The sequence below is a fragment of the Couchioplanes caeruleus genome, assembly GCF_023499255.1.
GTDB classification, from domain to species: domain Bacteria; phylum Actinomycetota; class Actinomycetes; order Mycobacteriales; family Micromonosporaceae; genus Actinoplanes; species Actinoplanes caeruleus_A.
Window position 1 is genome coordinate 5583048 of record NZ_CP092183.1, and the last position, 14475, is coordinate 5597522.

At 75.6% G+C, this 14475-nt stretch carries 15 protein-coding genes; 6 read left to right on the forward strand and 9 right to left on the reverse strand.

Annotated elements, in window-relative coordinates:
- Positions 1 to 28: 28 nt before the first annotated feature.
- Positions 29 to 1204, reverse strand: coding sequence for an MFS transporter (locus tag COUCH_RS25910; protein WP_249607808.1), 1176 nt, complete (start codon positions 1202 to 1204; stop codon positions 29 to 31).
- A gap of 130 nt (positions 1205 to 1334) precedes the next feature.
- Between COUCH_RS25910 and COUCH_RS25915 the strand changes: the two genes are divergently transcribed.
- The 5 genes from COUCH_RS25915 to COUCH_RS25935 all read left to right on the forward strand — a co-directional run bounded on the left by COUCH_RS25915 (position 1335) and on the right by COUCH_RS25935 (position 5894).
- The gene (locus COUCH_RS25915; protein ID WP_249607809.1) at positions 1335 to 2012 is read left to right on the forward strand and encodes a response regulator; all 678 of its coding nucleotides are present in this window, start codon (positions 1335 to 1337) and stop codon (positions 2010 to 2012) included.
- Positions 2013 to 2015: 3 nt separating this feature from the next.
- Positions 2016 to 3413, forward strand: coding sequence for a sensor histidine kinase (locus COUCH_RS25920; RefSeq protein ID WP_249607810.1), 1398 nt, complete (start codon positions 2016 to 2018; stop codon positions 3411 to 3413).
- A gap of 90 nt (positions 3414 to 3503) precedes the next feature.
- Positions 3504 to 4157, forward strand: a complete 654-nt coding sequence (locus tag COUCH_RS25925) for a hypothetical protein (RefSeq protein WP_249607811.1) — start codon at positions 3504 to 3506, stop codon at positions 4155 to 4157.
- A 248-nt stretch (positions 4158 to 4405) separates the two neighbouring features.
- A complete protein-coding gene (locus COUCH_RS25930) occupies positions 4406 to 5191 on the forward strand; it encodes a Midasin (RefSeq protein WP_249607812.1) in 786 nt (261 codons plus the stop codon).
- A gap of 85 nt (positions 5192 to 5276) precedes the next feature.
- On the forward strand, positions 5277 to 5894 hold the full coding sequence (locus tag COUCH_RS25935) for a hypothetical protein (protein ID WP_249607813.1): 618 nt from the start codon (positions 5277 to 5279) through the stop codon (positions 5892 to 5894).
- Here COUCH_RS25935 and COUCH_RS25940 read toward each other — a convergent pair.
- From COUCH_RS25940 to COUCH_RS25955, 4 genes are all read right to left on the reverse strand, one after another.
- The gene (locus COUCH_RS25940) at positions 5867 to 6853 is read right to left on the reverse strand and encodes a Ppx/GppA family phosphatase (RefSeq protein WP_249613810.1); all 987 of its coding nucleotides are present in this window, start codon (positions 6851 to 6853) and stop codon (positions 5867 to 5869) included. The two genes, COUCH_RS25935 and COUCH_RS25940, sit on opposite strands and share 28 nt — an antisense overlap.
- An 8-nt stretch (positions 6854 to 6861) precedes the next feature.
- Positions 6862 to 7350, reverse strand: a complete 489-nt coding sequence (locus tag COUCH_RS25945) for an AAA family ATPase (RefSeq protein WP_249607814.1) — start codon at positions 7348 to 7350, stop codon at positions 6862 to 6864.
- A 91-nt stretch (positions 7351 to 7441) separates the two neighbouring features.
- A complete protein-coding gene (locus COUCH_RS25950) occupies positions 7442 to 9538 on the reverse strand; it encodes an amylo-alpha-1,6-glucosidase (RefSeq protein WP_249607815.1) in 2097 nt (698 codons plus the stop codon).
- Positions 9535 to 10146 (reverse strand): helix-turn-helix transcriptional regulator, encoded by a 612-nt coding sequence (locus tag COUCH_RS25955; protein ID WP_249607816.1) that lies wholly within the window; start codon positions 10144 to 10146, stop codon positions 9535 to 9537. Before COUCH_RS25955 ends, COUCH_RS25950 begins: the two co-directional genes overlap by 4 nt.
- Positions 10147 to 10193: 47 nt before the next feature.
- On the opposite strand from COUCH_RS25955, the gene COUCH_RS25960 reads away from it, so the two are divergent.
- Complete coding sequence (locus tag COUCH_RS25960) at positions 10194 to 10988, forward strand: class I SAM-dependent methyltransferase (protein ID WP_249607817.1); 795 nt, start codon at positions 10194 to 10196, stop codon at positions 10986 to 10988.
- A gap of 41 nt (positions 10989 to 11029) precedes the next feature.
- On the opposite strand, the gene COUCH_RS25965 is transcribed toward COUCH_RS25960, so the two are convergent.
- The 4 genes from COUCH_RS25965 to COUCH_RS25980 are packed head-to-tail and all read right to left on the reverse strand — an operon-like array spanning position 11030 to position 14408.
- On the reverse strand, positions 11030 to 11854 hold the full coding sequence (locus COUCH_RS25965; protein WP_249607818.1) for a metal ABC transporter permease: 825 nt from the start codon (positions 11852 to 11854) through the stop codon (positions 11030 to 11032).
- On the reverse strand, positions 11838 to 12719 hold the full coding sequence (locus COUCH_RS25970; protein ID WP_249607819.1) for a metal ABC transporter permease: 882 nt from the start codon (positions 12717 to 12719) through the stop codon (positions 11838 to 11840). The genes COUCH_RS25965 and COUCH_RS25970 overlap by 17 nt, the downstream gene beginning before the upstream one ends.
- Positions 12716 to 13480 (reverse strand): metal ABC transporter ATP-binding protein, encoded by a 765-nt coding sequence (locus tag COUCH_RS25975; protein WP_249607820.1) that lies wholly within the window; start codon positions 13478 to 13480, stop codon positions 12716 to 12718. The genes COUCH_RS25970 and COUCH_RS25975 overlap by 4 nt, the downstream gene beginning before the upstream one ends.
- Positions 13473 to 14408 (reverse strand): metal ABC transporter substrate-binding protein, encoded by a 936-nt coding sequence (locus COUCH_RS25980; protein WP_249607821.1) that lies wholly within the window; start codon positions 14406 to 14408, stop codon positions 13473 to 13475. The genes COUCH_RS25975 and COUCH_RS25980 overlap by 8 nt, the downstream gene beginning before the upstream one ends.
- Positions 14409 to 14475 lie beyond the last annotated feature (67 nt).

Sequence of the window (14475 nt, forward strand, 5' to 3'; positions counted from 1 at the left end):
AGATCGAGCGTGAAAGGCGGATGAAGCCTCACCCTTGCGTGCGCCCCGCCGTGGGCGCCCGCGTCAGCACCAGCGCGGCGCCGGCCGCGACGGGGATCGCCAGCGCCGCGAAACCGAGGGCGAGAGCGGCCAGCGAGGCCACGCCCGCCACGAGCAGCGGGCCGCCCGCGTCCCCGAGTTCCCGGCCCAGCTCGGCCGCGCCCATCGTCTGCCCGAGCCGCTCCGGCGGGGTGCCGGCCGCCAGAGCCGCGAAACCCAGCGGCGTGACCAGGCCCGTGCCGGCGCCGATGAGCACGGCCGCGGTCAGCACGCCGGCCAGGCCGGGCAGCATCGCGGCGGCCAGCCCGGCGGCGGTGAGCGCCAGCCCCGCGCCCAGCCCGGACCGGCTCGTCAGCCGTCCGGCGTCGAGCGCCCGGCCGGCGCGCGGCTGCACCAGGGCGGCGCAGGCGGCCAGCACGGACACGGCGGCGCCGGTGGCGACCGTACCCAGGCCGGCGGCCCGGCCGGAGACCGGCAGGAACCCGACGCCGACCGACAGGGCCGCCGTCGCGGCCGCCAGCGCCGCGGTCGGTGCGAGGAAGGCGGGCGCGCTCAGCCGCCGGGCCAGGTCCAGCACGGTCTGCCGGGTCTTCGGCAGCGGCGCGACGACGGGCACGCCGAGCGCCGCCCATCCGGCCACGACGGCGGCCAGCACCGCCAGCACCGTGAAGATCAGGCGCAGGCCGCCGCCCCACGCCAGGACCCCGCCGAGCAGCGGGCCGAGGGTGTAGCCGACGGACTTCCAGAAGCCGTACGAGCCGAACGCCCGGCCCTGCCGCGCTGCCGGGTTCAGCCGCGCGACCAGCGCCGACGCCGCCGGGGAGAACGCGGACGCCGCGGCGCCCTGGCCGAGGCGTGCGGCCCACAGCCAGCCGGGGCTGCCGGCGGCGGCGTACAGCGCCGAGGCGAGCGCGAAGCCGATCAGGCCGCCCAGCAGCACCGGGCGGGCGCCGACCCGGTCGGCGAGCGCGCCGAAAAGGGGCTTGAGCAGCACCTCCGCGCCGTCGTACAGGGCGAGGAGGCCGCCGAGCACCAGCAGCGAGGTGACCGCGTCCGCGGAGAAGCCGCCCAGGTTCGCCGCGACCGCGTGCGCGCCGAACGCCGTGGTGAAACCGGCCGCGTACAGGGGCCACATCGAGCGGCCCGTTGCCGGTCTGCGGGTCATGCGCGCCAGTCTCCCAGCATCGGGCCGTCCGCGGCGGATGCCCCGGCCGGATGAAAGCTGGATGAAGCCGGCGGCGGGGCATGATGCACTACGGGCCACGGCGGACACGGCAGCGGAGGAGGACCGTAGAGTGCGGGTGCTGGTCGTGGAGGATGAACGCCGCCTGGCCGAGCTGCTCGCCCGCGGCTTGCGCGAGGCCGGCCACACCGCCGAGGTCCGCCACACCGGCGGCGAGGGCCTGCTGGAGGCGACCGGCGGCGCCTACGACACCGTCGTGCTCGACGTGATGCTGCCCGGGCTGGACGGCCTCGCCGTGTGCCGGGCACTGCGCGAGCGCGGGGTCCGCGTACCCGTGCTCATGCTCACGGCCCGCGGCGAGGTGCCCGACCGCGTCGCCGGCCTCGACGCCGGCTCCGACGACTACCTGGCGAAGCCGTTCTCCTTCGACGAGCTGCTCGCCCGCCTGCGGGCCCTGCACCGCCGCGCCACCGACCCGGCCGCGACCCGGCTGCAGGCCGGTGACCTGCGCCTCGAGGCCGGCTCCCGGCGCGTGTTCCGCGGTGACGTGGAGATCGAGCTGTCCGCCCGCGAGTTCGACATCCTCGCGCTGCTGCTGACCCGCGCCGGGCAGTGCGTCACCCGCTACCAGATTCTCGACGAGGTGTGGGACGGCGAGACGGACCTGCGCTCCAACGTCATCGACGTGTACGTCGCGAGCCTGCGCGCCAAGGTGGACAAGCCGTTCGGCCGGCACGCCATCACCACCCTGCGCGGCGCCGGCTACCGGCTCGAACCCGGCGGAGGATGACCGATGGCCCTGCCGCACCGCCGGCCCGGGTGGCGCCGCCTGCCGGTGCGGGTACGCCTCATCGCCGGCTTCGCCACCGCCATGCTCGTGGTGCTGGCCGGCGCCGGGGCCTTCGTCTACCTGCGCGTGCGCTACGCCCTCGACCTGCGCCTCGACGAGGATCTCAGCGCCCAGGCGACGCAGCTCGCCGGCTCGGTCACGCGGGGCGGCCCGCCCGCCGTCTCCCCGGGCACCGGTTACCAGTTGCTCGACGCCACCGGCCACGTCGTTGCGGCCGGCCCCGGCCTGAGCGGTACGTCGCTGCTGAGCCCGGAGCAGGCTTCGGCGGCCCGTACGCACCCGCTCCGCGCCGACCGCGGTGACCTGTTCCCGATCCGCGCCGGCGCCCTGCGCCTGTACGCCGTACCGCTGGCCGCGGCCGGGGACGGACGGGCGGTGACCGCGGTGGTCGCCGTACGCCGCGATCAGCGCGACGAGGCCCTGCGTGAGCTGATCGGACAGCTCGTCCTGGCGAACCTGGCCGCGCTCGCCGTCGCCTCGCTGGTCGGCTACCGGCTCACCCGGGCCGCCCTCGCGCCGGTCGAGCGGTACCGCACCGAGGCCGCCCGCATCGCCGGCGGCGCGGACCGGCTGCGTCTCGCCGTGCCGGCGCACACCGACGACGAGATCACCCGCCTCGGGCACACCCTCAACGAGATGCTCGCCGCGCTCGAGGCCGCGCTGGAGCGGGAGCGGCAGTTCGTGCACGACGCCAGCCACGAGCTGCGGACGCCGCTGACGCTCATGAGCACCGAGATCGAGCTCGCGCTGCGCCGCCCCCGCACCGCGGCCGAGCTGGAGGAGACGCTGCGCAACGTCGCGGCAGATGCCGGCCGGCTCCGCACCCTGGCAGACACGCTGCTCACCGCCGGCGTCCAGCCGCCACCCGCGCCGGGCGCCACGGTGGATCTCGCCGTGTTGGCGACCGAGGTCGCCGCCCACTACCCGCAGATCCGCGCCGATCATCACGGGCCCGTCCCAGCGCGCGGTGACGCCGTACGCCTGCGGCAGATCCTCGTCAACCTGCTCGACAACGCCACCCGGCACGGAGGCCCGCCGGTCACGGTGTCCACGGGGCATGCCGGCGCTGCCGCGTACCTGCGGGTGCACGACCACGGCCCCGGCATGGACCCGGCGTTCCTCGCCCGCGCGACGGCGCGGTTCACCCGGGCGGACTCCGCCCGGACCACGCCGGGCACCGGCCTCGGACTCGCGGTCGTCGACGCCGTCGTCACCGCCCACGGCGGCCTGCTGCGCCTGTGCAGCAACGGCGTGCACCACCGCAGCGGCACCGACGACCTCCCGGCCTGCGAGCACCCCGCCGGCGGAACAACCGTCACCGTGCTGCTGTCGTCGCCGTGAGGTCGCGGCCCGGTTGCCATCCGTACGGGTTCCTCACTCGCGCCCGCCCCCGGCCGACGAGCCTGTCAGACGGTCCCGGGAGGAAACGTGATGGTGAAGCTTCGCATCGGCGCGACGGTGGGCGTCCTGGCCTGCGCTCTGCAGGTGAGCCTGTCCGGCTGCGCCGCCACGGCCACCACGGCCGGCACCGCGGCACCCCCGGCCCGCAGCGTCTCGCCGGCGCCTGCGCTGCCCGTGATCGTCGCCGTGACCCCCAAGCCGCGCACCCCGGCGCCCTCGGTGAGCAACACGGGCACGGCCTGGCCGGCGATGCTGGCCTCGCTCTCCGGCTACGGGCAGTGGCTGCTGGCCAACCCGGATCCGGCGAAGGTGGGGACCATCGCGGCACCCGGCTGCGCCGTGTACGACCTGATCTCCGAGCAGGCCGACGGGCTGCTGCGGGACAAGGCCTACGTGCGGCCCGCGAAGGTCACCTTCGGCACGGTCGTCGGTCCCTCCCCCGCCGCCGGTACGCCCGTCTCCGCGCTCGGCGGGCACGTGACCCTCGACGTCACCGTGTCACGCCCCGCGGAGGCGGTCCTCAGCCGCACCGGCGCCAGGCCGATCACCTCCTTCCCGCCGCTCGCCACCACGGGCCTGCAGATCACCCTCGTGCAGGGCTCGGACGGCCGGTGGCGACTGTGCACGGCCGACGCGCAGGACGACACCGCCGCGGCGGACGATCCGTCGGTGCCGTTCCTCTGACGCATCCGATCCGGACACGCCCCGACCGGACGCGACCCGACCCGACGCGCCCCGACCAGACGGGCCGGCGCCCGGTGCAGGTCCGGAGCGGTCCGGTTGCGATGGCCTCCAAGATCATCGAGGCAGCACGGAGGGCCTTACGGTGATCACTCCACGTGACGCCGCGAGAGAAGGACCCCCCGCGTGAACCACCGTCGGAACCTGCGGATCGCGCCGCGGCTGCAGCCGCCACCCTCACCACGCTGTCGATGTCCGGCACGGCCATGGCCGCCAAGGCGCACAAGCCCAAACCGGCCGCACCCGCCGTACGCGACAGCGACCACGACGGCATGCCGGACCGGTGGGAGAAGGCCAACGGGCTCAACGCCCGCCGCAACGACGCCAGGGCCGACCGCGACCGCGACGGCCTGCGCAACCTTGCCGAGTACCGGGCCGGCACCAGCGCGCGGACGGCCGACACCGACCACGACGGCATGCCCGACGGCTGGGAGGTGGCCCACCGGCTCCGGCCCACCCGCGGCGACGCGGGCGGCGACCTCGACGGCGACGGGCTGAGCAACCGGCACGAGTACGACCTCGGCGACGACCCCCGCGAGGCCGACAGCGACCACGACGGCGTCTCCGACGGTGACGAGGACAGCGACGACGACGGGGCCGACGACCGTGACGAGCTCGACGCCGGCGAGGACCCGCGCGACCCCGACCAGGACGACGACGGCATCCCGGACGGCGAGGACAACGCCGGCACCGTCACCGCGTACGACGCGGCGACCGGCGCGCTCACGGTCGGGTCGGTGGACGGCATGACCGTCACGGTAACCGTCACCGAGGACACGGAGATCCGCTGGTACCGGCGCTCGGCCGCCTGCCCCGCTCCCGCCACGGCCGGCGACCTCACCCCGGGCCGCACAGTGCACCGGCTCGACGTCGACGGGGACGACGGCGAGGACGGCGATGACCACGAGCGCGGGGACGACCACGAGGGCGGCGACGACGCGCTCACGGCCGAGAAGATCAGCCTCTCCTGCGGGTGACCGGCGCGCCCCGGCGGGACCTCGGGCCGCGGCGTCGGCCCGGGTTACCGGCATCCCGGCCCGGCATGCCCCCTAGGCTGGCCGGATGACGTGGCTCGACGCGATCGGCTGGACAGGTTCGGCGCTGCTGGTGTGGTCGCTGCTGCAGAGCCGGCTCCTGCGGCTGCGCGCCCTCAACCTGGTCGGCTGCCTGGTGCTCATCGGCTTCAACGCGGCCCTGGGCGTGTGGCCCATGGTGGGGCTCAACGTGGTGCTCGCGATCATCAACGTCTGGTACCTGGCCCGGATGGTGACCAGCCGGCACGACGAGCGGGCGTACCGGGTGGTGGAGGTACGCCCCGACGGCGACATGCTGCGGCACGTGCTGGAGCTGCACCACGACGACATCGTGCGGTTCAATCCCGGCTTCCGTCCCGAGTCCGGCGAGGGGCGGGCCGCGTACCTGATCGTCAACGGCGACGAGATCGTCGGGGTCGTGCTGTTCCGGCCGGATGCGGGCGTCGCGCGGGTCGAGCTGGACTACGTGACCCAGCGGTACCGGGACTTCACCCCGGGCGAGTTCGTGTACCGGCGCAGTCACCTGTTCACCGACCGCGCCTGCCGGACCGTCGTGACGCCGCCCGGCATGCTGGCGCCGTACTACGACCGGCTCGGTTTCCGCCGCGAGGACGAGTCCTACGTTCTCGATCTCGCCGGGCGCTGAGGGGGCCACGGCAGCCAGGCGGCGTTGCCGAGCTCCGGCTCGTACGCCTCCAGCCGGCGCAGCAGGATCCCCTCGCGCAGCCCCCACGGGCAGATCCGTACCGCCTCCACGTTGAGCCCACGCATCACCTCGTAGCCCACGACCGCCCCGGCGAGGATCTGCCGGGCCCGGTGCGCCGACACCCCGGGCAGCCGCTGCCGCTCGGCGGAGGACAGCCCGGCCAGCCGCTCGATCACCGGCCGCAGCGCCCGGCGCCGCAACCGCCGGGTGACGAACGGGCCGTGCCGCAGCGGGGCCGCCCCGGTGAGGCGGGCCAGCTGCTGGAACGTCTTCGACGCCGCGACCGCGGTGTGCGGCGACTCCCAGGATCCGCGGGCGGCGATGCGGCGTACCTGCTCGCGGACGTGCCGGCGCAGCTCGCGCAGGGACTGCCCGCTCGGCGGGTCGCCGTCGCGCAGGAACTCGCGGGTCAGCCGGCCGGCGCCCAGCGGCAGCGAGAGCGCCGACTCGGGCAGCCGGTCCCGGCCGAACGCCACCTCCAGCGTGCCGCCGCCGATGTCCAGCAGCAGCATCGGCCCGGCGCTCCAGCCCAGCCACCGCCGCGCCGCCAGAAACGTCAGCTGCGCCTCCTCCAGCCCGGACAGCGTGCCGAGCCGGATCCCGCTGCCCTTCTCCACCTCGCCCAGGACGTGGTCCCGGTTGGGCGCATCCCGCACGCTGGCTGTCGCGTACGCGAAAAGCCCGTCGACACCCGCACGCTCCATCTCCCCGGCCGCCGCGGCGACGGCCCGCACCAGCCGCCGCCGCCCGCCCGGCGCGATGGTGCCGTCCGGGCCGAGGCGCTCGGCGAGCCGGGTCCGCAGCTTCCACGTGTGCACCGGCAGCGGCAGGCCACCGCCGGCCTCACTGACCAGCAGGTTCACCGTGTTGGAGCCGACGTCGAGAACGGCGAGGCGCACGCGTTCCGTCACCTGCTCACCACCGCGGCGGCCGCTAGGTCCTCCAACTGCCGGGTCACGGTCTCCAGCGGCGCGGTCGCATCGAGCTCCGCCGTGGCCGTGGCCCGCAGCAGCGGCTCGACCACCTGCAGATGCTCCAGGATGGCGGCGCGTTCCTCCGCGGTCTTGCCGTACGGGTTCCCGGTGCGCGCCGCGACCCGGGCCAGCAGGACGCCGGCCGGTGCGCTCAGCAGCACGACCGCGTCGAACTGCGGGTGGAACGCGCCCTGGTTGCTCTTGCAGCCGGCCACGAACAGGTGGCCTTCCCCGGGCCCGCTCAGCAGCGCGGTCATCGCGTCCTCGCGCCAGATCCAGTCCCGGGAGCCGCCGGGCAGGGTCGTCCACCGGCTCCACTCGCCGGTGTCCGTGTCGACCGTGCGATGCCCGCGCCCGGCCAGCGCGTGCAGGGCGCTCGACTTGCCGGTCCCGGACATGCCGGTGATCAGAACCTTCGCCACCCGGCCAGCGTAGGTCCTTCCCCGCGGGCCGAGGGGCCGGCGGACGGACGGGGCCGCCGCGCCGGCACAGGGGCCCGCGCGCCGGCCCGCGTCAGGAGCCTGCACGCCGCCACCCGGGCGGCAGGCCGCTGATCTCCCCCGCATCTCCCTCGGCCGTGATCCGCAGCGTCGCCGCCCCGAGCCGCAGCCCGGACACCGTCACCTCGCCCCACGACGCCGGCAGCCGCGGTGTCAGTCCCACGGTGCTGCGCGGCACATCCGGTTCCAGGCCGAGCGCCGCCCGGACCAGCAGCAGCGGCGCGGCCGCCGCCCAGGCCTGCGGCGAGCAGGATGTCGGGTACGGCACCGGCGGCGCGAACTCGTCGCGGCCGAAGCCGCAGTACAGCTCGGGGAGGCGGGCGCCGAACGCGTCCGCCGCATCGAGGACGCCGGCGGTCAGGCGGTGGGCGAGCTCGAGCGCCCCGGGTACGTGCGCGTAGCGCAGCAGTCCCGCCACGGCGATCGCGGTGTCGTGCGGCCACACCGAGCCGTTGTGGTAGCTCATCGGGTCGTACGCGCCCATGGCCCGCGACAGCGTGCGCAGCCCGTACCCGGTGTCCATGTCGGGGTGTGACAACCGCGCGACGAGCGTCTCGGCGTGGGCGTCGGTCGCGACGCCGGTCCACAGCACGTGGGCGGCGTTGCTGGTGAGCGCGTCCACCGGCCGCTTGGCCCCGTCCAGGGCCAGCGCGTACCAGCCGCGCCCGGGCAGCCAGAAGGCGTCGGCGAAGGCCGCCCGCAGCAGGTCCGCCCGTTCGCGGCAGGCGGCGGCGCGGCCGGGGTCGCCCAACGCGTCCGCGAGCTCGGCGCGGGCCAGCAGCGCCGCATGGACGTACGCCTGGACCTCGCACAGGGCGATCGGGGCCCGCGCCGGGTCGCCGTCGGCGAAGCTGACCGCGTCGGCGCTGTCCTTCCAGCCCTGGTTGATCAGGCCGTGGCCGGCGGAGCGCTCGTACTCGACGAAGCCGTCGCCGTCGCGGTCGCCGTACCCGTCGATCCATTGCAGGGCCGCGTCGGCGGCCGGCAGCAGCTGCCGGACCACCGCCTCGGGTGCGCCCCACCGCCACACCTCTGCGAGCAGCATGACGAACAGGGGCGTGGCGTCGGCGGTGCCGTAGTAGCGGCTGCCGCCGAGCGTGCGGTCGTTGTCCGGACCCAGGCGCAGCTCGTGCAGGATCCGGCCGGGCTGTTCCTCGGTCGCCGGGTCGGTGACGCGGCCCTGTGTCGCGGCGAGCGCCCGCAGCGTGCCCACGGCGAGCGACAGGTCGAGCGGCAGCGTCATCCAGGCGGTGAGCAGGCTGTCGCGGCCGAAGAGGGTCATGTACCAGGGCGCGCCGGCGGCCACGAACGGACGCCCGGTGCGCGGGTCCGGCGCCTGCAACGCACCCAGGTCGTCTTCGGTACGCCTCAAAGCCGCGGCGAGCCCCGGGTCCGCGGCCTCGATGCGGGTGACCGCCGTGCGCCACGCGCGCGACCGGCGGGCGGCCCCGCTGTCATCGGCCGGCTTGCCGCGCTCGAAGCCCGGGGTGATCCACCGGCCGCCCACCATCGCCTCGGCCAGGATCTCGGTGTGCCACGACTCCCGCGCGGGTACGGCGATGCGCCACCTCAGCCGGCCCGGCTCGAGGAGCGGGTCACCGGAGGCCGTCACGCGCAGGCCCCGCCCGGCGTCGGCCCGTGAGGTGAGCCGCAGCGCCCCGTCGCCGGCCGCGGTGTCGGCGCCGCCGGATCCGGCCCGGCCGTCCTTCACGGCGAACAGGTCGGCGAAGTCGGCCGCGACGGTCAGCTCCAGCTCGCACGCGACGGCCGTCCGGCCCAGGTTGCGTACGGTGAGGACCTCGCGCAGCCCGTCGTCGACCAGGCGGTCGCGCACCAGCAGCAGCCCGCCGCCGGCCGGCCCGCGGAGGACGAACCGGCCCGCGTACGCGTCGGGCGCCCGCGCGGTCAGGGCGTCCGGGCGGCGGCCGTCGAGGCGCAGCTGCCAGCGTGAGAGCACCCTCGCGTCGCGGACGAACAGGCCGTGCGGGCTGCCCGGATCGATGTCGCCGTAGCGGTCCGACAGGCAGAACACCGGGCCCGCGAACAGCGTCACAGCCGCGTCGGCCGCCGCCGGTTCGCCCGCGTTGAGGGGGCCGTCCGCCGCTGTCATGCCTCGTATCGTGCGCCCGGCGAGCCGTCGCGGGCCACCCCGTCGCGGGCGGGTCCCAGGTGGCTGCGTTCGCCGTCGTGGTCGAGGATGCACAGGACTTCCGCGGGGCCGTCCTCGGCGCCGAACGCGTGCGGCACCATCGTGGAGAACTCCGCGGCCTCGCCGGCCCGGACCCGGATGGTGCGCTCGCCGAGGCGCAGCACGACCGTGCCGGACAGCACGGTGAACCAGTCGCGGCCCGGGTGCACGCGCAGGTCCGCGGGGACCGGCCGGGTGATCCTCAGCTTGGCCACCGTGACGCCGTGCGGGGCGCCCTCGCGCGACAGCAACCAGGTGGTCATGCCGCGCGCGTCGTCGCGGTGCGGCCGGATCACCACGTCACCGTCGTCACCGGATTCGACCAGCTGGTCGAGCGTGGTGCCGAGCGCGCGGGCGAGCGGGGCGAGCTGGTCGAGGGCGATCCGCCGGTGGCCGGTCTCGATCCTGCTGAGCGTGGACGGGCTCAGGTAGCTGCGCGCGGCGAGCTCGTCGAGCGACCAGCCGCGGGCCAGCCGCAGCCCGCGGATGCGCTGCCGGACGAGCGAGTCCAGATCACCGTCTTGCTTCATACGCAAGATGCTATGCCTTACGCGCAAATAATGGGTACGGTCGGCACATGGCACATTCCCACATGGCGGAGATGCTGGACCTCGACGCCGAGGTCCTGCACGAGTACCACCGCGACGTCATCACCTGGGCCGGTTCGCTGGTTCCCGCCCGGCCGCGCATCATCGACCTCGGTGCGGGCTCCGGCACCGGCACCCTCGCGCTGGCCCGGCACCTCCCCGGCGCCGAGGTCGTCGCGGTCGACGTCGACGAGGCGATGCTGGAGCACCTGCGGCACCGCGCCGGCGAGCTGGGCCTCGGCGACCGGGTGCGCACGGTCCGGGCCGACCTGGATCAGCCGTGGCCGGATCTCGGCCCCGCCGACCTGGTGTGGGCCTCGGCGTCGCTGCACCACATGGCCGATCCCGGCAACGCGCTCGCGCAGGCCTTCGCCACGGCGCGCCCCGGCGGCGTGCTGCTGGCGACCGAGCTCGACTCGTTCCCGCTGTTCCTCACCGGTACGCCCGACGCGGGCCTGGAGGAACGCGCCCACGCCGCCCTCGCCGCGCTGCGTGACGAGGCCGGGCTGCACATGCACGAGGACTGGGGCGACCGGCTGGCGAAGGCCGGCTTCGTCGTCGAGGAGGAGCGGCGCGCCGACATCGACCTGCGGCCCCCGCAGCCCGCGGCGGCCGGCCGCTACGCGCAGGTCTCCCTGGGCCGGATGGCGCCCCGCCTCGAGGGCCGGCTCGACCCGGCCGACCTCGCGGCCCTGGAAGCGCTCGCGGCCGGGGTGACCGACCGCGACGACCTCACGATCCGCGCGACCAGGACGGTCTGGCTGGGCCGCCGCCCCCGCGCCTGACCGGCGCCGGCCCGGGCAGGCGCCTGGCCACCGCGCGCTCGTCACGACCCGGCCCTCCGCGGGCGCGGGCGTACGGATAGCCGCCGCAGCAGCGCCGAGAGCAGCAGCAGGCCGGTGGCGGCCAGGGCGATGCTCGCGCCCGCGGCCACGTTCCAGCGGCTGGACGCGTACAGGCCGGCCAGGCCCGCCGTGATCCCCCCGGCCGCCGCGAGAGCGGTGATCACCGGCAGCCGGGTGGACCACAGCCGGGCCGCGGCGGCCGGCGCGACGATCAGCGCCAGCGCCAGGATCGTGCCGACGGCCGGGACGATCGTCACCACCGCCACCTGGATCGTCAGCAGCAGCACCAGGTCCCAGGCTCCCGTCGCGAAGCCGGCGGCCCGCGCCCCGGCCGGGTCGAAACCGGTGAACAGCAGCGGCCGGGCACACGCCGTCAGCACCGTGGCGATCACGGCCAGCACCGCGGCGGTGGTGGCGAGGTCACCGGGGCCGACCGTGAGGATCGAACCGACGAGCAACGACGACAGGTCCCGGCTGAAGCCGTTCTGCGTGGCGACCAGCACCGCGCCGAGCGCGAACCCGCCCGACAGCATGACCCCGGTGGCCGCCGCCGCGTCCTGGCCGCGGCGGCGGCTGAGGGCGGCCACGCCCACGGCGACGGCCGCCCCGGCGGCCACCCCGCCGGCGTAGACGTTGACGCCGACGATGCCGGCCGCCACCACACCGGGAAAGGTGGCGTGGGTCAGCGCCATCGTGAAGAAGGACAGCCGGCGCAGCACCACGTGCACGCCGACCAGCGCGGCCAGCGCCCCGGCGAGGACGACCTCCGCGACGGCGCGGTGCAGCGCGTCATCCCACCAGTTCATGCGGCGAGGCCCTTCCGGTACGCGCCGGCCGCTGCCGCCGGCGACGCAGCAGGCCGACGGGCAGCAACGCCAGGTACGCCAGCACGAGCAGCAGCACGACGGCGGAGGCGGAGGTCAGCACGATCCCGTGCCCGACGGACGCGGTCCAGCTCACCAGCAGCCCGGCGTAGCCCGCGGCCGCGATCAGCCCCGTGCCGGTCAGGGCCATGAGCGCCGGCCGTACGGTCACCGTGCGCGCCGCCGCGGCCGGCACGATGAGCAGGGCCACGACGAGGATCGTGCCCACCGCGCGTACGGCCGCGACCACCACGAGGGCGACGACGAGGTTGAGCCACAGGTCCAGCAGCCCGATCCGGAAGCCGGCCGCCGCCGCCCCGGCCGGGTCGAACGCCCGGAACAGCAGCGGCCGGGCGGCTACCAGCAGCATCGCGAGGATGACCACGGCCAGGGCGGCGGTCTCGGCGAGCTGCTGCGAGGTCACCGTCAACAGGCGCCCGAAGAGCAGCGCCGTCAGATCCGAGGTGTACGAGGACCGGCGCGACACCAGCACCACCCCGGCCGAGAACATCGCGGTGAGCACCACGGCCGTCGACGCGTCGTCGGTGAGCGCGCCCGCGCGGGTGAGCAGGGTCAGCGCCACGGCGGTCACCACGGCCGCGACGAGGGCTCCGGCGACCAGCCCCTCGGCGCCGCCGGCCAGGAAGCCGATGACGACCCCGGGGAAGACGGTGTGGGTGAGCGCGTCGGAGACGAACGACAGCCGCCGTACGAACACGAAGACGCTGACCGGCCCGCAGATCAGCGCGAGCAGGGCCAGCTCGGCCAGCGCCCGCGCCATGAACGGGACCGCGAACGGCTCGGTCACGGCTCCACCAGCACCGTACGGCCGTCGGCCAGGTCGAGCGCGTGGGCGCCGTACGCCCGGCGCAGCGGACCGGCGGTCAGCGTCTGCGCCGGTGGGCCGAGCGCCCATTGCCGGCCGTTGAGCAGGCACACCTGGTCGGCGAGGTCGCGGGCGACGGCCAGGTCGTGGGTGCTGAGCATCAGGGCGGTCCCGGAGGCGCTCAGCTCCCGCAGCACCGCCAGGATCGCCTCCTGGCTGACCGCGTCGACGCCGTTGAAGGGTTCGTCGAGCAGCAGCAGCCGCGGTTCGGCGGCGATCGCCCGGGCCAGCAGCACCCGCTGGCGCTGGCCGCCGGAGAGCACCCCGAACGGGACGCGTCCCTTGCCGGCCAGCCCCACCCGGCCGAGCGCCTCGCGCACGGCCCGCCGGTCGGCCGCCCGGGCGGGCCGCCACCAGCCGATGCGGCGGTAGCGGCCCATCATGACGACCTGCGCGGCGCTCACCGGGAAGCCGGTGTCCAGCTCGCCGGTCTGCGGCACGTAGCCGGTGTCGCCGCGCGCCTGCGCGGGCGTGCGGCCGAGCACCGTCGCCGTCCCGCCGAGCACCGGTACGAGCCCGAGCACCGACTTGATCAGCGTGGACTTGCCGGCGCCGTTGGGCCCGACGAGCGCGAGGCGCTGCCCGGTGTGCAGCTCCAGGTCGACGTCGGTGAGCACGGGTACGCCCCGGTAGCCGGCCTGGACACCGGCGTACCGCAGCACCGCGCCGGACGGCTCAGCCACCGAGGGCCGCGACGATGACCTCGGTGTTGTGCCGCTCGGCGCCCAGGTACGTGCCCTCCGGGGTGCCGGGCGCGCCGAGGCTGTCGCCGTACAGGGCGTCCTCGCCGCCGACGACCTCGACGCCGGCCTGCCGCGCGATGGCCTCGGCGGTCCTGGGCGACAGCGAGCTCTCGGTGAAGATCGCCCGGGTGCCGGTCGCCTTGATCCTCGCGACCAGCCCGGCGAGCTGCTGCGCGGACAGCTCGGCGGAGGTGTCCAGGCTCGGGATCACCGAGCCGACGAACTGCAGCCGGTAGCGCTCGACGTAGTAGCCGAACGCGTCGTGGTCGGTCACCAGCTTGCGCTGGGCGGCGGGGATCGTCGCGAACGCCGCCTCGGCGTCGGCGTCGAGCCGGTCGAGCTGGGCCGAGTAGCCGGCGAGGTTCTCGGCGTAGGCGGCGGCACGCGCAGGATCGGCGGCGGCCAGGCCCTTCTCGATGGTCGCCACCATGATCTTCGCGTTGCGCGGGTCGTGCCAGATGTGCGGGTCGCGTTGGCCGCCCTCCCCGTCGCGCAGCGTCACGCCCCGGCTCGCGTCGACGACCGTGCCGCCGAAGCCGGCGGCCTCGATGGTGCGGTCGAGCCATCCCTCCAGGCCGACGCCGTTCTTGACGACGACCTTCGCGGCGCCGATGGCCTGCAGGTCGGCCGGCGTGGGCTCGTAGTCGTGCGGGTCCACGTTCGGCTTGATGATCTGGGTGACCGCGACGCCGGCGCCGCCGATGGTGCGGACGAAGTCGGCGACCTCGGGGGTGGTGGCGACCACGGCCAGCCGGGCTCCGGACGTCGCGCTCGCGGCGCCCGCGGCCTCGTCGCCGGAGCCGCAACCGCCGAGAAGGGCGAGGGCTGCGGCGGCCGCCACAGCGACGAGGGTGCGTGGTGGTGTCAACTCGGTACTCCGTTCCGTCGGTGCCGAAACGGTAATCGTTTTCAATAAGTATCGTCCAATGCCGAGA